Source organism: Paenibacillus sp. MMS18-CY102 (genome assembly GCF_009789195.1).
Classification (GTDB): domain Bacteria; phylum Bacillota; class Bacilli; order Paenibacillales; family Paenibacillaceae; genus Paenibacillus_T.
In genome coordinates this window covers 17,302-36,834 of sequence record NZ_WSTC01000011.1, presented here as the reverse complement: position 1 = coordinate 36,834, position 19,533 = coordinate 17,302, and the positions used below count along the sequence as shown (strand labels likewise).

The window sequence follows — 19,533 nt, the reverse complement described above, 5'->3', positions numbered from 1 at the left end:
ACAGATCCGTGCGAAAGTCGCTTGTTTCTCTAAGTAGCTTGCACTAAGAAGTACGACCCGACTGCGCCGTCTCCGTACCTGCTTCTTCGTTCTTGGCCTGGCATCGATGGCAGACCCCTTGAAAATCCAATCGGTGATCGACAACTTGAAAACCGAATTCGAGCTCCAGGCGCTCCTCGAGCGGCCCTAGCCAATCATCCATAATCTCATCCATCGATCCACACTGCACACATATTAAATGGTGATGGTGATGCTTATTGCTATCCGTTCGCAGATCGTAACGGGCAACGCCATCGCCAAAGTTCATTTTTTCTACAACATGCATTTCACTAAGCAGCTCAAGTGTCCGATACACCGTCGCTAACCCGATCTCTGGCGCTTTCTCCTTAACGAGCATGAATACTTCCTCAGCGCTCAGATGATCTTCTTCGTTCTCCAGCAGTACGCGTACCGTCGCCTCACGCTGCGGGGTTAACTTGTAGCCCTGCGACTGCAGTTGCTGTTTTATCTTCTCGATCCGGGCTTCCATGGTTTCCCCCCTCGCACACGTATTGCGCCCATTGCCGGAACATTTGCTTTCATTATAGGGGCTAATCGCGAATAAAGTCAAACGATTTACAGTTTTCGACACTGCCCCTTAAACGACAGAGCTGCGTTATTCCATCAATAATGGCGCTGCCCAGCGCATCAATGCAGGCGATACATATGCCTCTACCAATGATGCCGCCGATACTGCAATCAGCATCAAGGCGAGCATCATGCATAACGACACAAAAGCCGGCCGCAGCTTCCCCTTGCTCTGCATCAGGCGGTACCGAATGACATGCAGCGAAAATGACAATGCAGCGACGCTTGCGATCATGACGGCAGGCACAACAATCATATTCGGCGGCACAACCGATGCTAGTGCGAACAGAATCCCTTTCCAGCCATGCTCGCTTACGACCGTGCCAATCGCAAAGCCGACGAGCGCCCCCTTCAGGAAGTCTAATGCCAGCACGAAAGGAAGGCCCACCACCGTCAAGCCTAGCACGCCGATCAACAAGATCCATTTGCCATAAAATGCTGTGCGTGACCAAAAGGTGTCAACTTCATCTGGAAACATGCCCGCTTCCATCGTTTTCACGAATCGATCCAGATCACCGGATAAGTTTTGCTGTTGCTCAAGCGTTAGCGCATGTACAGCCAACGCACCGAATACTACACCGACAGCGAACAGAACGCCGACAAAAACATACAGCATAAGCGAGTCGGCTGTTCGCGGCTTCCAACCATTCGTGCGCATGGGCCTCACCTCTTGTCCATATACATTCCTCTTACAATGTATGAGCGGACAAGACTATGTATGACGAGCCCCCACGCGCTTCCAAGCTGGCCGAAATTGGCAGTCTTCTGCGAATCGAATGATGGCTTAGCTTATATTTCGCCTGTCAGTTTATATAATCGCCATGCGTACACAGCCAATACGGTCTTGGCATCGCTAATTCGCCCTTCAGCAATATAGGCAAGCGCTTGTTCTAGCGTAATGGCTTCGACCCGCAAATACTCGTCCTCATCCGGGTTCATCTTCCCCTTCTCCAGCCCCTCTGCCAAATAAACATAGAGCTTCTCATCAGCAAAGCCAGGCGAGGTATAAAATGCGCTTAGCGGCCGAAGCGAAGTCGCGCGATACCCTGTCTCCTCTTCCAATTCGCGGCCAGCACATACGATTGGATCCTCATTGGGATCAAGCTTCCCTGCAGGGATCTCGATTTGAAATTTCTCTAACGGCTTGCGGAATTGCTCCACAACCAGCATCTTATCGTCCAGCAGCGCTAAAACTGCAGCAGCGCCGGGATGGCGTACGATTTCGCGCGTTGCTTGCCCGCCATCTGGCAATTCAATCGTATCTACCTGTAAAGAGATGATTTTGCCCTCGAATATTTGCTTCGAGCTAAGCGTCCGTTCCTGCCAGCCTTCGAGCTTCTGTTCAGTCATTCCGTAAACCCCTCACTTGTTGAAGTAGTTGAAGTTGTTGTGTTGTTGAAGACTTGTCATACGTTGTCCCAACGTTGCATATGCTTCATTATACCAAAACAAGCCAATCGGAAGGGGCGTAATGTTATGAAATCCTATTATGCGAACGAAAGTGTAAGGCTGGTAGGAAAAGGATGGGAGATTCGCCGCCAACTCAAAGAGCTGTCAACCCGCCGGGCCCCTTCCTCTACAGCCCATTTGACGCTCGGTGATTATTTAAAACGCCGCTGCCCGCAATAATGATTTCAACCTTTTTTACATAAAAAGCAAGGCCAGCACAAGCGGTTACTTTCCCGCTTATGCTGGCCTCGCTTTTGTTATTTCTGGATTCCCGCTTGGCGGATAAGTTCCACTACAAGCTCAGTCGTTTTTACAAGGTCATCCGCCTTAATCTGCTCCTTGGTCGTATGAATATGCTCATAGCCCACAGCCAAGTTAACGGTCGGAATGCCTAAGCCGTTGAAGATGTTAGCGTCGCTGCCGCCGCCGGAATGGAACGTGCGAGGCGTTAAGCCGAGCGCTTGAATCGCTGCCTTCGCCAATTCCACAACCTCATCGCCATCCGTGTAGTTAAAGGCAGGGTAGATGATCTCGCTCTCGAACTCCGCCCGTGCCCCGAAGTCTGCTGCAGCAGATTCAACCGCTTCCTTCATCGCTTCCAGCTGTTTGTCGAGCTTATGCTGCACAATACTGCGTGCTTCTGCATCGAGCTTCACGTAATCACATACGATATTGGTCGCTCCGCCGCCCTCGAAACGCCCGATATTCGCCGTCGTTTCATTATCGATACGGCCAAGCGGCATCCTTGCAACCGCCTTAGACGCAACTTGAATCGCGCTGATGCCATCCTCAGGATTAACGCCAGCGTGCGCCGACTTGCCATGCAGCTTAATCGTAACACGAGCCTGCGTAGGTGCAGCAACTGCGATATCGCCGATAGCCCCGTTAGAATCGAGTGCAAAGCCGAGCTTCGCCTTAAGCTTGGAGCCATCCATTGCCCGTGCGCCCAGCAATCCCGACTCTTCGCCTACTGTAATTACGAATTGAATCGCGCCATGCTGCACGTTTTGTTCTTTTAATGCACGAATCGCTTCAAACATGGCCGCTAGGCCGGCTTTATCATCAGCGCCGAGAATCGTCGTGCCATCAGAGCGAATGTAGCCGTCAGCATCGAGCTGCGGCTTGATGCCATTGCCAGGCGTTACCGTATCCATGTGCGAGGTAAACAGCAGAATTGGCGCATCAGCTGAGCCATTAGCTGCAAGCGTAGCGAACAAATTGTTCGCGCCATGCCCGGTTTTGGCAGCTGCATCATCCTCTTCAAGAGACAAGCCAAGCGCAGCAAATTTTTGTTTAAGCACCTCGCTAATGCGCTGCTCATGCTTCGTTTCGCTATCAATCTGCACAAGCTCCATAAACTCCTGAATCAGCCGTTCGCGTTGAACCATACGGATTCCCTCCATTTCAAATTAAAACTTTGTCCAATCTCCAACAGGTGCGTACGAGATGGTGAACGTCCCTTAATTCTATGTTAGGATAGAGAGACAAGCGGTACAACCGTGTCCACCATGGGAGGGGAAACTTCGAATGTTTAGCAGCCGTGTTGTCAAAATCGTCGTCTGGCTTATGCTTGCCGCGATGCTCTTATCAATCGTTGTCTCCGGCATCAGCTGGCTGTTTATCTAATAATAGCCCAGATGGCGCCGCATAACCGAACTGGCGGCAAAACAGCGGCAGCAGCTCTGCAGCCGCCCGTTCCGGTGACATCGCTATTCCCGTTAAGTCCTCGAACGAGGTTACGCCATATTCCGTAATGCCGCAAGGCACAATGCCCCGGAATCCTTCTTCGCCAATGCCTGCCTTCAAATTCAAAGCAAATCCATGGCTCGTTACAAACCCGCGCCGTGTACGCGCACGATTAAACTTCACGCCAATCGCTGCGATTTTGGCATTGCCAATCCACACGCCCGTATATGCTTCCTTTCGTCCGCCCTCAATGCCATATGTAGCAAGCCAATCGATAATGACCTGCTCTAGTTGGCGGAGATAACCGTGAAGGTCCAGCCCTTCCGCGGCCAAATATAACAGTGGATACCCGACTAACTGGCCTGGCCCATGATAGGTAATGTCCCCGCCCCGGTCGATTTCAAACACCGAAATGCCCTGTTCTTGCAATTGCGCCTCATCTAGCAACAGATGCTCGGGATGACGGTCCGAACCAAGCGTATAAGTCGGCGGATGCTGAAGAAGGAGCAGCGTCTCACTCTGCTCCTCCTTGTCGATGCCGCTTACGTATGATTTCTGGAGCTCCCATGCTTCTGCGTAGCCGATCAGAGGGATGTACCTGGCGGTTAAAAGCCGATCCGATTGTTTCGTTATCGCCATCGTCATCTGCCTCGTTTCATCATTCTGCTTCTCTTGCTATACAGTTATTACTGCGTGTTGCACTTTAGCTTAGTACAGCTTCGTCTCGATGGAGAAGCTCTCTAAGTTCTCTTTGACCCTTTGCAGGAATCGCCCGCAAATAACGCCATCAAGAATTCGGTGATCAAGTGACAAGCACATATTCGCAATCGATCTAACGCCGATCATGTCATTAATAACGACCGGACGTTTCACGATGGATTCGAAAGTCAAGTTAACAGCCTGCGGGTACACAATCGTCGGATAAGACAAAATCGATCCGAACGAGCCTGTATTATTCACGGTCAGCGTACCGCCGCCCATGTCCGCCATCGTCAGCTTCCCTTCGCGTCCACGACGGGCAAGATCGTCGATTTCGCGAGCAAGCCCTGCGATATTTTTCTGGTCTGCATTTTTGATCACTGGCGTTGCGACTGAATCTTCCGTACCGACTGCAAGGGAGATATTGATATCGCGTTTCACGATAATTTTGTCAGTCGCCCATGTCGAGTTAATAATCGGATAATCCTTAACTGCATTCACAACCGCCTTCAAGACGAATGCCAGATAAGTCAAATTAACGCCTTCGCGTTTTTTGAACTCATCCTTCAGCTTGTTGCGCAACTGAACGAGGTTTGTTACATCAACCTCGATCATCATCCACGCGTGCGGAATCTCTGTGACGCTTTGCTTCACATTACGCGCAATGGCGTTGCGAATCGGCGTAATATCGATGAAATACTCGCCACGTCCCGGTATTTCTGATTCTGCTTCGATCTGTGGAATGCGCGGCGTCTCGGATAAATGGAGCCCTGTCGTACGTACAAGCTGCTCTGGCACAACAGGAGCCGCTGGTACAGCGTTCGCTGCTGTTGGCGTGGCTGCTGCTGTTGCTCCTGCAACGGGCTGCTCTCCAGAAGCGACGAATGCGAGAACATCCTTGCGCGTCACACGGCCGCCAAGGCCAGTGCCGCGAACCTGCTGCAAGTTCACTCCTTGTTCTGCTGCAATACGCTGAACGGCCGGCGAGTAGCGATGGCGCATATCGCCTTCGACAGGCTCTTCCGCAGCCATTGGCGCTGCATTCGTGGCTTTCTGGGAACCATACACGGGAAGGGTTGCGCCAACTGGCTCAACTGCTGCATGAGCGGCGTCTGTTGTGCTTCCTGCGTTCGCATCTTCCGTTTCAATAATACAGATCGGTGTCCCTACCGGTACCTCTTGCCCATTACCGACCAAAATCGACACGAGCTTTCCGTTAACGGTCGAAGGAATTTCCGCATTTACTTTATTTGTGATGATTTCACAGATTGGTTCATACATGCCGATCGAATCGCCCGGCTGCTTCAGCCACCTGTCGATCATCGCTGAAACGAGCGATTCCGCTAACTTCGGCATGACGACTTCGGTCAACGATTTCATGGCTATTCATCCCCCAACTGGCCTTGCCGCCCTATTGATTAATACAAGGCAAGCTGTTGCATGGCCTCTTTCACTTTTTGTTTATTCAGCATAAAAAATTTCTCGCCTGGCGGGTTAATCGGCATCGCCGGCACATCCGGCCCGCACACCCGCATAATTGGAGCATCCAGCTCATATAACAGCTCTTCTGCGATGATCGCAGCAACTTCAGCTCCGATGCCGCCAGTCTTATTGTCTTCATGGACAATCATAACCTTGCCGGTACGGCGGACTGCTTCGAGAATTGCTTCTTTATCAAGCGGCTGCAGCGTGCGAAGGTCGAGAATATGTGCGCTGATGCCTTCTTCCTCTTGCAGCTCAGCAGCTGCCTCCATAGCGAAGTGAAGCGGCAAGCTGTAGGAGATAACCGTAATGTCGTTGCCTTCACGAAGCACATTCGCCTCGCCGATTGGCACGATATAATCTGTCTCTGGCACCTCGCCCGTGATGAGCGTGTAACATTTTTTATTTTCAAAGAAAATGACAGGGTCCGGATCGCGAACCGCTGCTTTCAGCAAGCCCTTCGCATCATAAGGCGTAAACGGCGCTACGATCTTAAGGCCCGGCGTACCGAAGAAGACCGATTCTGGGCATTGCGAATGGTACAGCCCGCCGAAAATGCCGCCACCGATCGGTGCACGCACAACGATCGGGCAATTCCAGTCATTGTTCGAACGGTACCGGATTTTCGCCGCTTCACTGATGATCTGATTCGTTGCAGGGAACATAAAATCGGAATACTGCATCTCTGCAATTGGCTTCATGCCTACCATGGCAGCGCCGATTGCAACACCTGCAATCGCCGATTCAGCAAGCGGGGTATCGAGCACGCGATGTTCACCGAATTGCTGTTGCAACCCCTTGGTTGTCGTAAATACGCCGCCCTTTACGCCGACGTCTTCACCAAGAATAAAAACACTATCGTCGCGCTCTAACTCTTCTTTCATCGCGAGACGAAGCGCATCAATATACTCCATAACTGGCATAACTAATTGCTCCCTTCCGCGTCTCCGTCATATACATGCAGCAACGAGCTTTCCGGCGTCGGGAATGCCGCTTTGTCCGCATAAGTCGTCGCATCATCGAGCAATACGCGAATGTCAGCCAACAGCTGTTCTTCTTGCTGCTCCGACCATATGCCAGCATCAAGCAAATATTGCTTGTACTTCGGAATGCCATCCTTCTCGCGGTTCACATCGACTTCTTCTTTCGTCCGATAAGCCAAATCATTATCCGATGTGGAATGCGGCGACAGCCGGTACATCATTGCTTCGATCAACGTCGGCCCTTCGCCATTTAGTCCGCGCTCACGCGCTTCTTTGACAACACGGTACACTTCAAGCGGATCGTTGCCGTCTACACGATACCCTGGGAAGCCATATCCCGCTGCACGATCCACGATACGGCCGCCCAGCTGCTTATGCACAGGAACAGAAATCGCATATTGGTTGTTTTCGCACATGATAATAACAGGAAGCTTATGCACGCCGGCGAAGTTACAGCCTTCATGGAAATCGCCCTGATTGCTTGAACCTTCTCCGAAAGTAACCAAGCTAACGACAGGCTCGTTTCTCATTTTCGCTGCAAGCGCAATGCCTACGGCATGTGGAACCTGCGTCGTAACTGGACTCGACCCCGTTACAATGCGAAGCCGTTTGCTGCCAAAATGGCCGGGCATTTGGCGCCCGCCACTATTCGGGTCTTCAGCCTTCGCGAATACGGAAAGCATCAGGTCGCGCACCGTCATGCCGACGCTAAGCACTAACCCATAATCCCGGTAGTACGGCAAAAAGTAGTCATGATCGCGATCAAGCGCAAATCCTGCAGCAACCTGTGCCGTTTCTTGTCCGATACCCGATACATGGAAGTTAATTTTCCCTGCCCGCTGGAGCAGCAATACACGCTCGTCAAACTTGCGTGCCAATACCATTGTGCGGTACATATCAATCGCTTTCTCATCGGTCAACCCAACCAGATGATGACGCGCCACTTTCGATTCCATTTCATTCATACAGTTAACCTCCTTCGCGATCTTTCAGAACGCGTTGCCACTTCTACTGATTAACCGATTCGGTTAAAAATTAAAACCAGGTACTAATACTAGATCATATTTATTATAACCGACCTGCAGTAAAAAGGGAAACAGCTTGCGCAGCCGGTTTTCTCCCGTTTGCACTTGCCGTCCCCTCCCACTGCATGCTTGTTAAAATGCGGTTGAAGCTCCATCCAGCGCTAACATTGCCTCGCCAAGCGCCTCTGATAACGTTGGATGCGGATGAATCGATTGGCCAACTTCCCAAGGCGTTGCATCCAATAGCTGTGCCAGCGAAGCTTCGGCGATTAGATCAGTGGCATGCAGCCCTATAATATGCACGCCTACAATATCATTCGTATCATGGTCAGCAATCACTTTTACAAAGCCATCTGTTTCGCCAGCAACGATCGCCTTGCCAATCGCTTGAAATGGCATCTTTGCCACTTTCACATCTATGCCTTTCTCTCTCGCTTGCCGTTCCGTCCATCCGACAGATGATGTTTCCGGCCTTGAATATACACAGCGAGGAATGAGATGTGCGGCGGCAGCTTCTGGCTTCCCGCCGTTCAAATGGTCAACAGCAGCAAGCCCTTCATGCGCGGCTGCATGTGCAAGCTGGACGCCGCCAATTACATCGCCGATCGCATAAATATGGCGTTCGCTCGTCTGATAGAACGAATTCGTAACGATAAATCCGTTCGCATCGGTACGAATGTCCGTATTTTCCAAACCTAAGCCTTCTGTGTTCGGAATGCGGCCCACACTAACAAGCATGCAAGAAGCTTGCAGTTCGATATCGCCCTCTGCACTTGTCGCAGATATAGTAAAACTTGCATTCTTCGTCGCATACGTATCAGGCCGTAAAGAGACGCTTGTTAAAAGCTTAACGCCTCGCTTGCGCAGCAGGCGAGCCATCTCACGGGACACATCATCATCTTCCGTCGCCAAAATGCGGTCCCCAGCTTCGACAATCGTTACCTCGACTCCAAAATCATTCAATAAAGATGCCCATTCCACACCAATCACGCCACCGCCTACAATGATGATAGATGCAGGCAAGCTCTCGAGCTGCAACGCATCATCGCTTGTCAAAATAAAGCGGCCATCAGCCTCTAATCCCGGAATTTGCCGAGGACGCGAGCCCGTTGCAACGATAAGATGTTTTGATACAACCGACTCCATCTCCCCATCCGCCAGTTCCACGGCAACTGTTCCGCTTCTTGGCGAGAATATCGACGGCCCGATAATACGCCCTTTACCGTTTATAATCGTAATTCCGTGCTTCGCCATCAACGATTGCAGCCCGCGATACAGCTGGTCTACGGCCTGCTCTTTACGGTCTTGAACACGGCCAAAATCAACGGAAAATGCATTTTCAGCAACTGAAATGCCATATGTATGTGCTTTAAGCAGCGTCGCATAAACATCCGCGCTTCGAAGCAATGATTTACTTGGGATACATCCCTTATGCAAACAAGTTCCACCGAGCTTGTCCATTTCAATAATAGCCGTTCGCTTTCCCTGCTGGGCAGCGCGAATTGCTGCGGTATATCCGCCTGGGCCCCCGCCAAGGACGGCCACATCTACTTCAATTGCCATAAACTAACACCCTTTCATAAGCTCCCATAATACCGGATGATCCTATCCTATCGAAGACCTGTTCCAGTCACTGCCTCTATTGTACCTTTTTTTAACGTTAGAAAACATGCTTCAAACAAAATAGACAGCACAAAAGGAGTACGGTATGATAGAACAAGAGGTTTAAAAGAATTGAAAAAATGTGTTTTAATTTAGTGAGGAGAATCTTACCCCATGAAAGCACAACCCAGCGTCGTAGCCGCGCGCTTTATTGCTGTCCTCATCCTCGTCGTTCCCGGGATCGCAGCAACATACGGATTTTTAAAAATGAAGGATGCGCTATACGATTACTTTGTATCTTACGGAAATGATACAGGTTCGTCCCCGTTCGCATGGCTTACCTTCCTAATCGGGCTCGTACTATTTGCGATCGGCGTCAGCTTCATCGCAGGCTGGATTTTCTTCCGGGACCGCAAACATAATTATGTTGCACCTCGATTCCGAAAAAAACGCCCTCGTCCACAGCGGCCAACCCAATAATTGTATTGCAACCCGTGCGCTATTTTGCGTTCGGGTTGTTTTCGTAAAGGCAGAGTATTAGCCCCATACGATCACATCCCCACAACCGCCCAACAGCAGGCACCACTAGCAGCTCGAAATGACTACAAAAGCCTCTCTAACCATAAGGTTAGAAAGGCTTCTGATTGTCAGCAGAAATGCTGGAATGCTCGTATCGATAAAAACCGCCCTCGAGAAGCTCGCTTAGCTCACCTTATGTTCGATCCGCAGTTTATCGGCAACCATTGCGATAAACTCAGAATTCGTCGGTTTCGACTTGCTAATGTTAATGGTGTAGCCGAATAAATGGCTGATGCTGTCGATGTTGCCCCGCGTCCAAGCGACTTCGATCGCATGGCGAATTGCACGCTCGACACGAGATGGCGTCGTTTTGAACTTTTCAGCGATAGCCGGATAAAGTGTTTTCGTGATGGCTCCCAATATTTCAATATTGTTATATACCATCGTAATGGCTTCGCGCAAATATTGATATCCTTTGATATGGGCAGGGACGCCGATTTCATGGATGATGCTCGTAATGTTAGCATCCAGATTTTTGCCTTTAGCAATCGGAACAACATTCGATTTGGTTGAGAACGCTGAGCCGCTTGTGTACGTCGATTGCGAAACAACATTCGTGTTCACAACGAGCTGACGAACGCGGTTGGCCAATATCTCCATGTCAAATGGCTTAAGAATATAATACGACGCGCCAAGCTGCACAGCTTTTTGCGTAATATTTTCTTGACCAAATGCAGTAAGCATAATGATTTTTGGTGCAGGATTTAGATTCATTTCCCTTAACCGCTCCAGAACGCCCAAACCATCCAAATGAGGCATAATGATATCTAGGATCAACACATCAGGCACTTTCCGAGCATCTTCTAACAGTTGAATAACTTCCTCACCGTTGTATGCCACCCCGGTAACGACCATATCACTTTGTTCGGAAATATATTCCGAAAGTAAGTTCGTAAATTCCCGGTTATCGTCTGCCAGCAATACTTCAATCTTAGTCAAAGTATGATCCTCCCTTTATCCTTCAAAATGGCCTATTCTAAGTTCGTCTGCCCTTCTCGTCTAACTTAAGTTTTCGACAAGCCTAATTAAATTCCTTCTGTCGAATATTATTTTTCTTTATTTTTTGTGAGGACTGCTTTATAATAAAAAATTTATTACATATACACTGGTCTTTCGTTCATATTCGACAAAAGCCAACTCAATTTAGCGACATTTTTCATTCGAAGCTGAACATAGCCCACTACAAAAAAATCTCAAGGCATTTAAGCTGCCTCGAGATCTCCGTTTGCTGATTTGAGAAGGACGCCTGCATCTTGAAGCATCCACTCAATAAAACAACCATATCCACTGGATGGATCATTCACAAACACATGCGTTACTGCTCCCACTAGTTTGCCATTTTGCAAAATTGGGCTACCGGACATCCCTTGCACAATGCCGCCTGTCCGTTCAAGCAACCGCTTGTCTGTTATTTTAATAACCATCCCTTTAGTCGCTGGAACCGATTGTTTCGTTACATGTACAATTTCGATGTCAAACCGTTCAACCTTTTGCCCATCGATAACGGTCCATATTTCTGCTGGGCCTTCCTTCACTTCCTCAGCGAAAGCAACTGGAACCTTCCGATTGTTATAGCCATGCTCAGGCTGGTCCGTCATGCCGCCAAATATGCCAAATGGCGTGTTGCGTTTAATGTTGCCCAGAATTCTGCTCTGTTTCACAAATTGCGCACGTTTTTCTCCTGGCTCGCCATGTTGGCTCTTATTAATCGAAGTCACATGCGATTGAAGAATTTGCCCATCTCCGACCTCAATTGGCAATTGGGTATCCATATCGGTTATAACATGGCCAAGCGCCCCATATACGCCCTGATCAGGGGCATAGAACGTTAAAGTGCCTACACCAGCTGCAGAGTCGCGAATGTACAAACCTAACCGCCACGATTTATCCTCGACGTCATAGGAAGGCAACAACTGCCGTTCAACGATTTTGCCAGAACGTTTAATCGTCAGCTTCAAATGGCGTTTAGCAACGCCAGCTTGCTCAACAACTGCTGCGAGCTTATGCACATCATTAATCTCAGTACCATCGACTTTCGTAATTAAATCACCTAAATGAACATCAGCGACCTCACCAGGCGAGGTTTTCTTGCCATTGTCTTCGTTAACGAGATGATGGCCAACGACCATGATGCCTGCTGATTTCACCTTCACTCCAATCGTCTGTCCGCCCGGAATCACATGCAGATCCGGTACGACATTGACTTTGACGGTCTTGAAAGGAATGGTACCAAATAATTTCAGCGACATCTCAGTACTTCCAGCCTTACTCGATTGCAAAGAAAGCGGCTTGTTCAAATCCACAGACATCGAGCGGGAAGAAGAACCATTCACTTGCAGCATTGCGGGATCAACCGTGATTTTTGCATGAACAGGTACACCATAATCCAACCGCTTGAGCTGGCCCGAGAACAAACGAAGTTCATCTGGAAATGCGGCCAAATGCTGAAACGGTGTAGATGACCCGATCAAGCAAACGAAGAAAACGAGGACAAGTCCGAACCATCGCTTCCGTTGGATGGAGTTCAATGTATTCACGCTCCCTGCTGTTCCATCGCTTGTCGTGATGAAGGCTTATCGCCAATGGCGTACCTATAAGGTAACCCCGCCCCGTTTCTTTTATGTCCCGCAAAACCTTCCCTCTTTGGGTTCTTTACGCGCCTTTGCGCTGATGCGCCAAGTCAAGCATTTCTTGTGCATGATGGCGCGTCTTCTCCGTCACTTCCACACCGCCGAGCATACGCGCCAGTTCTTCAATGCGTCCCATTAATGCCAGCTCAGTAACCGACGTGCGCGTCCGGTTTTCAATGACAGATTTTCTAATTTCATAATGATGGTCCGCCATACAAGCGACTTGTGGCAAGTGCGTAATCGAGAACACTTGGCAGCCATTCGACAGCAATGAAAGCTTCTCAGCGATCGACTGTGCCGCACGGCCGCTAACACCCGTATCGACCTCGTCAAATATAAGAACAGGAATTTGGTCAATGGCTGCAAAAATGCTCTTCAAAGCAAGCATGACACGAGACATCTCGCCACCTGACGCAATCTTCGCCAATGGCTTCAATGGCTCCCCTGGATTAGGCGCCAGCAAGAACACCGCTTCATCCATTCCATGAGGCCCAAGCTTCACTTCAGCTTGTTCTTCCTGCCTTGGAGGTTCAAGAGCGACACGGAACATTGTTCCGCCCATTTGCAGCTGCTGCAGCTCGGATTCAATTGCAGTCGATAGCCTTCCTGCCGCATGCGTACGAAGCGAAGTCAGCTCATAAGCAAGTGCTACTGCACCTGCATAAAGGCGTTGTTCTTCTTCACGCAACTGCTGCAATCGTTCATCCCGATTTTCTAGCCATTCGCATTCGGTTTTGATTTTGTTGTAGTAAGCCAAAATATCTTCAGTGGTTTCACCATATTTGCGTTTAAGGTGATGAATCATGTTCAAGCGGTCATCGATCCATGATAGGCGTTCAGGATCAGCTTCGATACTGTCACGGTAATCACGCAAGGAGTATCCCGCATCCTCTGCTTGATAAAATGCGGATTGCAGCTGTTCCAACAATGGCCCGATAGCCGATTTATCAAAGGAACAGATGTCCTCAAGCTTTGAGACCGCTTTGCCAATGGCATCTAAGCCTTGTTGGCCGTACAGAAGGTCATATGCTTCTGCTGCGTTATCTCTCAAACGTTCAGCATAGGTTAGCTTGCGTTTCTCTTCCGCTAACGATTCATCTTCACCTACTTGAAGCTGTGCAGATGAAATCTCTTCGAGTTGGAAGCGATACAGATCAAGCATCTGCATCTGCTTGCGCGAAGTCTCTTCAAGCTCCCGGAGTGCAGATCTAGCTGACTCGTATTGCTTATACAAGGATGAATATGTCCTCTTGCGATCGCCTAATGGTTCGCCTGCATAAGCATCTAGCCACTCTAAATGTTTCTCTGTTCGGAAAAGTGACTGATGCTCATGCTGCCCGTGGATATTAACGAGGCATTCTCCTGCTTCGCGCAGTATCGATAAATTGACGGTTTGTCCATTAATCCGGCTGACGGATTTGCCTTGTGCATTCAGCTCACGCCGAATGACAAGCAACTCTTCTGATGAAGCGGATAGGCCGTTCCGGCTTAATACATCCCAAACGGGATGATTCGCTGACATATCGAAAACAGCTTCGATCTCACTTCGATCACAGCCATGCCGGACGAGCTCAGCATGTCCACGCCCTCCTACGACAAGGCTTAGCGCATCAATCAAAATGGACTTGCCTGCTCCAGTTTCACCCGTCAAGACATGGAACCCATTATGGAAAGATACCGTAACCTCTTCAATAACAGCCAAATTTCGTATCGATAGTTCGCGAAGCACGAGCGTCTACCTCCTTTGAATAATTACATGGCTTCTAATAAGCTGAGCAGTCGCTCTGTAACTTCATCGCTCTGGTCTCGAGTCCGGCATATGATCAGTATCGTATCATCGCCGCAGATCGTGCCCATAACCTCGGACCATTCCATGTTGTCTATGAGAGCTCCCAGCGTATTCGCTGTACCTGGGGAACATTTCATAACGACTAGGTTATCCGTGAAGTCTATATGAATGAAATGATCAATTAAAGATCGTTTAAGCTTGTGAATGGGATTGCTCTGGCGGGCATCTCCCGGGAGCGAATATTTATATCGCCCATCTCCAGTTGGCACTTTAATTAGCTGCAGCTCTTTCATATCACGGGATACGGTCGCTTGTGTGACCTGCAATCCTGCTGTACGAAGCGCCTCCACTAGTTCATCCTGCGTTTCAATGACTTGTTTCGTCACAAGTTCCCTAATTCTAAAATGCCGCAAACCTTTCATTCTTTATTATCCTCCTGCTGTCATTTATCGTTCAGAAACACCAAGTTCGAACGTAATTTCATGTACGGTCCGTTCGGCCGCATCTACATAAAGAACACCACTGCTCTCAGGCAACATAAGGGCATAAGCAATCAATCGGTCTCTCATCCCACTGCCTGTCCAGTCCATTGGCTGGCGATCACGCGCACATTTCACGACATACACATTCCCATCACGCTCGGCGACATAGTCAATATATAGCCGGGATTGAAGCCGGCTTCCATTCCACCCGATCGTAATAGGCACGCGATGCTTGCCTGAAGTAACTGTATAGCCATTCATTTCAAGCAATTGCACGCTTGGTTCATCCGCTGACCATTCGCCACCTTTACCAAGCCTTAACCGTTTCATGCCCGGTGGAGCATGAAGCCAGTTATAAATAGCACGATAAATCCAAACCAATAGCAGAGCGCCGGTGAGGAGCATCACAAACCAATCGACAGATTGTCCCAATGGCATCCCTCGCTTCCATCTCGTATAGCTCAGGAACAAGAACATCTGGCCCTGCAAATGAGCCATCCTGTCCGTCGCGTTAGTTACATTCGAGACGTGAAACGCTGAATCCTCCTGAATATACCACAAGAAGGGCCTTAACATGTAGAAGATCAGCCATACTTGATGATGAATGATGTGTGACAGCTAGCCCAAAAAAGCGAACGCTTGTTTGGTAAGCCTAGTGTAACAAATGGAGAATGACCTGTAAAGGCGAACACGCACAAAAAAAAGCATTTTTCACTCGTAACGAACCGAATGAAAAACGCTCGATGAAACAAACCTATCCTTTGCCTGCCCTGAAGGTTTGGCCTGCTTCGGCCACTAAGCTTGCAATAGCACTGGTGTCGATTGTCTCTTGTTCCCCAGGTGCAGCTTCCCAAACCCAGTGTGCCAAAAATTCAATATTCCCTTCGCCGCCGGTAATCGGCGAGAAGGTTAAGTCCACTAGGCGATAACCCATTTCAGCAGCGAAACCAAGTACATTTTGCAGAACTTCAATATGGACCGCCGGTTCCCGTACGACGCCGGACTTGCCAACCTTTTCTCTGCCTGCTTCGAACTGCGGCTTGATAAGGGCGACAACATCGCCGCCTTTGCTCAATAAGCCGCTCAAAGCCGGCAAAATAAGCTTCAATGATATAAATGATACATCAATGGATGCAAACGTCGGTACAGGGCCTTCAAGCTCGCCTGGCTGCATATGGCGGAAATTCGTCCGTTCCATTACGCGGACACGTTCATCATTGCGAAGCGAATAATCGAGCTGATTATAGCCTACGTCAATGGCGTATACATATTTGGCGCCATTTTGAAGCGCGCAGTCGGTAAACCCGCCAGTCGATGCCCCGATATCCAGCATAATGCGCCCTTCCATGTCGATGCTGAACTGCCGAAGCGCCTTCTCGAGCTTCAAGCCGCCCCGGCTTACATAGGGATGCGGAGCTCCCTTGACTGTAATCGCAGCTGCCCGTGGCACTTTCATGCCGCCCTTCTCCATGCGATCACCGTCAACAAGTACGAGCCCAGCCATCACTGCCGCTTTCGCCTTCTCACGGCTTTCATAGAAACCCTGCTCGACGAGCAGCACATCAAGTCGTTCCTTTGGTATTGTCATGTTTCTCCTTCGGGCGAATCGGCCTATTGGCCCGTTGCGATTCGCTTCTGTCGCGGCATTAAGGATTTAACCTCAGATGACACTCGCTCGGCTGTCAGGCCCGTTTCCGCACGTTGCTCTTTGACAGAGCCATGCTCGATGAACAGGTCTGGAATGCCAATAATACGAACGTTTACGCCATAAATTTGTTGAAGCGAATAAAACTCCATAACTGCACTGCCGAGCCCGCCCAGCTCTGCGCCCTCTTCCAGAACGATCAATTGCGTGCCTTCTTCTGCAAGTGAACGAAGCATATGCTCATCTAATGGCTTAATAAATCGTGCATTAATAATGCTTGGGTTAATTCCTTCACGCTTCAGAAGCTCTGCTGCTTCTTCAGCTACGCCAATCATCGGGCCAATTGCGATAATCGCAACCTGGTCTCCTGTCCGAACAACATCCCATGTGCCGATCGGAATCGGCGTCATCTCCGCATCGATTGGAACGCCAAGCCCGTTGGTTCGAGGGTAGCGTACAGCAATTGGCCCATCGTTGTAGTCGATCGCTGTTTTCATCATATGGCGAAGCTCATTCTCATCCTTGGGCATCATTAGCACGAGATTCGGAATGTGGCGAAGGAACGGAATGTCGTATACGCCATGATGCGTTTCGCCGTCCGCCCCAACAAAGCCAGCACGGTCAATGGCAAACACAACATTAAGATTTTGGCGGCAAATATCATGGACAACTTGGTCATAGGCCCGCTGCAAGAAGGTGGAGTAAACGGCATATACCGGCTTCATGCCTTCCATTGCAAGCGCTGCAGACATCGTTGCCGCATGCTGTTCAGCAATCCCTACGTCAATCATTCGATTCGGATATCGCTCGGCAAACTTCATTAAGCCAGAGCCGCCCGGCATCGCAGGCGTCACCGCAATGATGCGTTCATCTTGCTCTGCAAGCTCCATCAATGCCTCGGAGAATACCTCTGTGTACATCGGCGGCCCAACTGCTTTGACTACTTGGCCAGACTCCATTTTGTAAGGGGTAATGCCATGCCACTTGTGCGAATCAGCTTCTGCAGGCAAATAACCTTTGCCTTTGATCGTCACGACATGAACAAGCACTGGCCCTTCAACTTGGGAAGCCTGTTTCATAATTTCCAGCAACCCTTGCATATCATGGCCGTCTACTGGTCCAAAGTACGTAAGCCCGAACTGCTCGAACAATATGCCGCTGACCAGCAAATATTTTAAGCTATCCTTGAACCGCTCCGCTGTCTTCGCAAGCTTGCCGCCAATGGCCGGAATCTTATTCAACAGGCTTTGCAGCTCATCTTTCGCTTTCTGGTAATGGCGATCCGTCCGGATTTTGCCCAAATAATGATGCAGGGCACCGACATTCGGCGCAATCGACATCTCGTTATCATTAAGAATAACCATTAAGTTTTTCTTCTCATGGCCGATATGGTTAAGCGCCTCAAGCGCCATCCCGCCAGTCAAAGCGCCGTCGCCGATGATAGCAACAACTTTGTTTTTCTCGCCTTTCAAATCACGCGCGAGCGCCATGCCCATTGCTGCAGACAGGGAAGTGCTGCTATGGCCAGCTTCCCATACATCATGCTCGCTCTCCGCACGTTTGATAAAGCCGCAAAGCCCTTTATATTTGCGCAGCGTATCGAAACGATCACGTCTGCCTGTTAAAATTTTGTGCACATAGGATTGGTGTCCTACGTCAAATATAAATTTGTCCTCAGGACTATTGAACAGATAATGGAGCGCGAGCGTCAATTCCACTACGCCAAGATTCGGCGCAAGGTGACCTCCCGTTGCCGAAAGCTTCTCGATCAAAAATTGGCGAATCTCGCCAGCTAATCGTTCAAGCTCCGACACTGATAACTGCTTCAAGTCTTCAGGACCGTTAATGTTTTCGAGCATCACGGCACTTTCCTCGCTTTCGCTACAAACCGATAGTATTGTCGAATCCTCGTTGATTTGGCGTTTTCACCATTATAAATCAATGGTCCCGCTTCATCAAATAATCGGCAATGCCGAACAATCGGGTAGGCCCCTCAAGTCCAGCCCGGTCGAGCGCCCGCTTCGCATCTGATGTAAGTCGTTCGACTTCTGCGCGGCTCTCTTCCAACCCAATGAGGTATGGATAAGTGACCTTCTGCTGTTCCACATCACTATTCGTTTTTTTGCCCAGTTTTGCTTCATCGCCGACCAGATCAAGAATATCATCTTGTATCTGGAATGCTAGCCCAATCGAAGTTCCGAACTTCGTAATTTGGTCCAATTGCCCCTCTGTTGCACCGCCAATTAAAGCGCCTGCCCGAAGCGAGAATACGATTAAATCACTCGTCTTGTGCAAGTGAATATAACGCAGTTGCTCAATGGAGGTTACCCCTTGCTCGCCTAACATATCAGCCGCTTGGCCACCCACCATCCCCGATGACCCTGCCATCACGGATAGCTCTTCAACGATCTTTATCGAAATTTCTGCTGGTACGCCATGCTGCCGTGTTGCCTGTACAATCGAATGAAAAGCATGCGTCAGCAATGCATCGCCAGCTAAGATTGCCATAGCGTCTCCGTAAACCTTGTGGTTCGTCAGCTTGCCGCGGCGGTAATCGTCGTTATCCATCGCTGGCAAATCATCATGGATTAAGGAGTACGTATGTATCATCTCGATGGCGCACGCTACTGGCATCGCAGCAGTTGCCGCACGCGAGTCGCATTTGACCGCTTCCGCGGCTGCAAGCACGAGGGCAGGGCGCAGGCGCTTGCCGCCTGCTTGAAGGGAATACATCATTGATTCCTTCAGCAGTGCAGGAATATCCCATTGCGATGGCAGAACCGTCTGAAGGGCCGACTCGACATCAGAAGCCGTTTGGCTAATATATTCTTGGATCGTTAACGAATCGTTCAACC

General features: G+C 49.6%; 20 protein-coding genes. 3 read left to right on the top strand and 17 right to left on the bottom strand.

Features of this window, described 5'->3' with window-relative positions; genetic code table 11:
• Positions 1-43 precede the first annotated feature (43 nt).
• From fur to GON22_RS09805, 3 genes are all read right to left on the bottom strand, one after another.
• Entirely contained in the window at positions 44-529 is a 486-nt protein-coding gene (gene fur / locus GON22_RS09815; RefSeq protein ID WP_160395919.1) for a ferric iron uptake transcriptional regulator, read from the bottom strand.
• Between the two features lie 126 nt (positions 530-655).
• A complete protein-coding gene (spoIIM, locus tag GON22_RS09810) occupies positions 656-1,285 on the bottom strand; it encodes a stage II sporulation protein M (RefSeq protein ID WP_160395918.1) in 630 nt (209 codons plus the stop codon).
• Between the two features lie 131 nt (positions 1,286-1,416).
• Positions 1,417-1,977, bottom strand: a complete 561-nt coding sequence (locus GON22_RS09805) for an NUDIX domain-containing protein (protein WP_160395917.1) — start codon at positions 1,975-1,977, stop codon at positions 1,417-1,419.
• Between the two features lie 126 nt (positions 1,978-2,103).
• Between GON22_RS09805 and mciZ the strand changes: the two genes are divergently transcribed.
• Entirely contained in the window at positions 2,104-2,256 is a 153-nt protein-coding gene (gene mciZ / locus GON22_RS09800; protein WP_160395916.1) for a Z-ring formation inhibitor MciZ, read from the top strand.
• 77 nt (positions 2,257-2,333) lie between these two features.
• On the opposite strand, the gene GON22_RS09795 is transcribed toward mciZ, so the two are convergent.
• The gene (locus GON22_RS09795) at positions 2,334-3,464 is read right to left on the bottom strand and encodes a M20/M25/M40 family metallo-hydrolase (RefSeq protein WP_160395915.1); all 1,131 of its coding nucleotides are present in this window, start codon (positions 3,462-3,464) and stop codon (positions 2,334-2,336) included.
• A 139-nt stretch (positions 3,465-3,603) separates the two neighbouring features.
• Between GON22_RS09795 and prli42 the strand changes: the two genes are divergently transcribed.
• Positions 3,604-3,702: a stressosome-associated protein Prli42 gene (gene prli42, locus GON22_RS26740; RefSeq protein WP_160395914.1), complete on the top strand. Its 99-nt coding sequence runs from the start codon at positions 3,604-3,606 to the stop codon at positions 3,700-3,702.
• On the opposite strand, the gene lipB is transcribed toward prli42, so the two are convergent.
• The 5 genes from lipB to lpdA form a co-directional block, all read right to left on the bottom strand.
• Positions 3,664-4,401, bottom strand: a complete 738-nt coding sequence (gene lipB, locus GON22_RS09785; protein ID WP_160395913.1) for a lipoyl(octanoyl) transferase LipB — start codon at positions 4,399-4,401, stop codon at positions 3,664-3,666. The genes prli42 and lipB overlap by 39 nt on opposite strands.
• Before the next feature lie 69 nt (positions 4,402-4,470).
• Entirely contained in the window at positions 4,471-5,841 is a 1,371-nt protein-coding gene (locus GON22_RS09780; RefSeq protein WP_160395912.1) for a dihydrolipoamide acetyltransferase family protein, read from the bottom strand.
• Positions 5,842-5,879: 38 nt separating this feature from the next.
• Entirely contained in the window at positions 5,880-6,866 is a 987-nt protein-coding gene (locus GON22_RS09775; RefSeq protein WP_160395911.1) for an alpha-ketoacid dehydrogenase subunit beta, read from the bottom strand.
• A gap of 2 nt (positions 6,867-6,868) precedes the next feature.
• Entirely contained in the window at positions 6,869-7,891 is a 1,023-nt protein-coding gene (locus GON22_RS09770) for a thiamine pyrophosphate-dependent dehydrogenase E1 component subunit alpha (protein WP_160395910.1), read from the bottom strand.
• 192 nt (positions 7,892-8,083) lie between these two features.
• Positions 8,084-9,514 (bottom strand): dihydrolipoyl dehydrogenase, encoded by a 1,431-nt coding sequence (lpdA, locus tag GON22_RS09765; RefSeq protein WP_160395909.1) that lies wholly within the window; start codon positions 9,512-9,514, stop codon positions 8,084-8,086.
• A 213-nt stretch (positions 9,515-9,727) separates the two neighbouring features.
• Here lpdA and GON22_RS09760 point away from each other — a divergent pair, with 213 nt between their 5' ends.
• A complete protein-coding gene (locus GON22_RS09760; protein WP_160395908.1) occupies positions 9,728-10,033 on the top strand; it encodes a DUF2627 domain-containing protein in 306 nt (101 codons plus the stop codon).
• Between the two features lie 222 nt (positions 10,034-10,255).
• Here GON22_RS09760 and spo0A read toward each other — a convergent pair whose 3' ends face one another.
• The 8 genes from spo0A to GON22_RS09720 form a co-directional block, all read right to left on the bottom strand.
• The gene (spo0A, locus tag GON22_RS09755; protein WP_160395907.1) at positions 10,256-11,071 is read right to left on the bottom strand and encodes a sporulation transcription factor Spo0A; all 816 of its coding nucleotides are present in this window, start codon (positions 11,069-11,071) and stop codon (positions 10,256-10,258) included.
• A gap of 263 nt (positions 11,072-11,334) precedes the next feature.
• Positions 11,335-12,660, bottom strand: a complete 1,326-nt coding sequence (gene spoIVB, locus GON22_RS09750; RefSeq protein ID WP_202113176.1) for a SpoIVB peptidase — start codon at positions 12,658-12,660, stop codon at positions 11,335-11,337.
• Between the two features lie 124 nt (positions 12,661-12,784).
• Positions 12,785-14,491: a DNA repair protein RecN gene (gene recN, locus GON22_RS09745; RefSeq protein WP_160395905.1), complete on the bottom strand. Its 1,707-nt coding sequence runs from the start codon at positions 14,489-14,491 to the stop codon at positions 12,785-12,787.
• 23 nt (positions 14,492-14,514) lie between these two features.
• Complete coding sequence (gene ahrC / locus GON22_RS09740) at positions 14,515-14,973, bottom strand: transcriptional regulator AhrC/ArgR (RefSeq protein WP_160395904.1); 459 nt, start codon at positions 14,971-14,973, stop codon at positions 14,515-14,517.
• A gap of 24 nt (positions 14,974-14,997) precedes the next feature.
• The gene (locus GON22_RS09735; protein ID WP_237179093.1) at positions 14,998-15,531 is read right to left on the bottom strand and encodes a hypothetical protein; all 534 of its coding nucleotides are present in this window, start codon (positions 15,529-15,531) and stop codon (positions 14,998-15,000) included.
• A gap of 256 nt (positions 15,532-15,787) precedes the next feature.
• Positions 15,788-16,621: a TlyA family RNA methyltransferase gene (locus GON22_RS09730; protein ID WP_160395903.1), complete on the bottom strand. Its 834-nt coding sequence runs from the start codon at positions 16,619-16,621 to the stop codon at positions 15,788-15,790.
• Between the two features lie 23 nt (positions 16,622-16,644).
• A complete protein-coding gene (dxs, locus tag GON22_RS09725) occupies positions 16,645-18,537 on the bottom strand; it encodes a 1-deoxy-D-xylulose-5-phosphate synthase (protein WP_160396055.1) in 1,893 nt (630 codons plus the stop codon).
• 79 nt (positions 18,538-18,616) lie between these two features.
• Positions 18,617-19,531 carry a polyprenyl synthetase family protein gene (locus GON22_RS09720; RefSeq protein ID WP_160395902.1) on the bottom strand — a complete coding sequence of 305 codons (915 nt, stop codon included), beginning with the start codon at positions 19,529-19,531 and terminating at the stop codon, positions 18,617-18,619.
• Positions 19,532-19,533 lie beyond the last annotated feature (2 nt).

Coding starts and splice junctions, on each gene's coding strand:
- GON22_RS09795 (WP_160395915.1), bottom strand. CDS start 3,464: ATGGTTCAACGCGAACGGCTGATTCAGGAGTTTATGGAGCTTGTGCAG.
- spoIIM (WP_160395918.1), bottom strand. CDS start 1,285: ATGCGCACGAATGGTTGGAAGCCGCGAACAGCCGACTCGCTTATGCTG.
- GON22_RS09760 (WP_160395908.1), top strand. CDS start 9,728: ATGAAAGCACAACCCAGCGTCGTAGCCGCGCGCTTTATTGCTGTCCTC.
- GON22_RS09730 (WP_160395903.1), bottom strand. CDS start 16,621: ATGACAATACCAAAGGAACGACTTGATGTGCTGCTCGTCGAGCAGGGT.
- fur (WP_160395919.1), bottom strand. CDS start 529: ATGGAAGCCCGGATCGAGAAGATAAAACAGCAACTGCAGTCGCAGGGC.
- GON22_RS09775 (WP_160395911.1), bottom strand. CDS start 6,866: ATGCCAGTTATGGAGTATATTGATGCGCTTCGTCTCGCGATGAAAGAA.
- GON22_RS09780 (WP_160395912.1), bottom strand. CDS start 5,841: ATGAAATCGTTGACCGAAGTCGTCATGCCGAAGTTAGCGGAATCGCTC.
- GON22_RS09735 (WP_237179093.1), bottom strand. CDS start 15,531: ATGGCTCATTTGCAGGGCCAGATGTTCTTGTTCCTGAGCTATACGAGA.
- GON22_RS09770 (WP_160395910.1), bottom strand. CDS start 7,891: ATGAATGAAATGGAATCGAAAGTGGCGCGTCATCATCTGGTTGGGTTG.
- lpdA (WP_160395909.1), bottom strand. CDS start 9,514: ATGGCAATTGAAGTAGATGTGGCCGTCCTTGGCGGGGGCCCAGGCGGA.
- lipB (WP_160395913.1), bottom strand. CDS start 4,401: ATGGCGATAACGAAACAATCGGATCGGCTTTTAACCGCCAGGTACATC.
- mciZ (WP_160395916.1), top strand. CDS start 2,104: ATGAAATCCTATTATGCGAACGAAAGTGTAAGGCTGGTAGGAAAAGGA.
- GON22_RS09805 (WP_160395917.1), bottom strand. CDS start 1,977: ATGACTGAACAGAAGCTCGAAGGCTGGCAGGAACGGACGCTTAGCTCG.
- ahrC (WP_160395904.1), bottom strand. CDS start 14,973: ATGAAAGGTTTGCGGCATTTTAGAATTAGGGAACTTGTGACGAAACAA.
- prli42 (WP_160395914.1), top strand. CDS start 3,604: ATGTTTAGCAGCCGTGTTGTCAAAATCGTCGTCTGGCTTATGCTTGCC.
- dxs (WP_160396055.1), bottom strand. CDS start 18,537: ATGCTCGAAAACATTAACGGTCCTGAAGACTTGAAGCAGTTATCAGTG.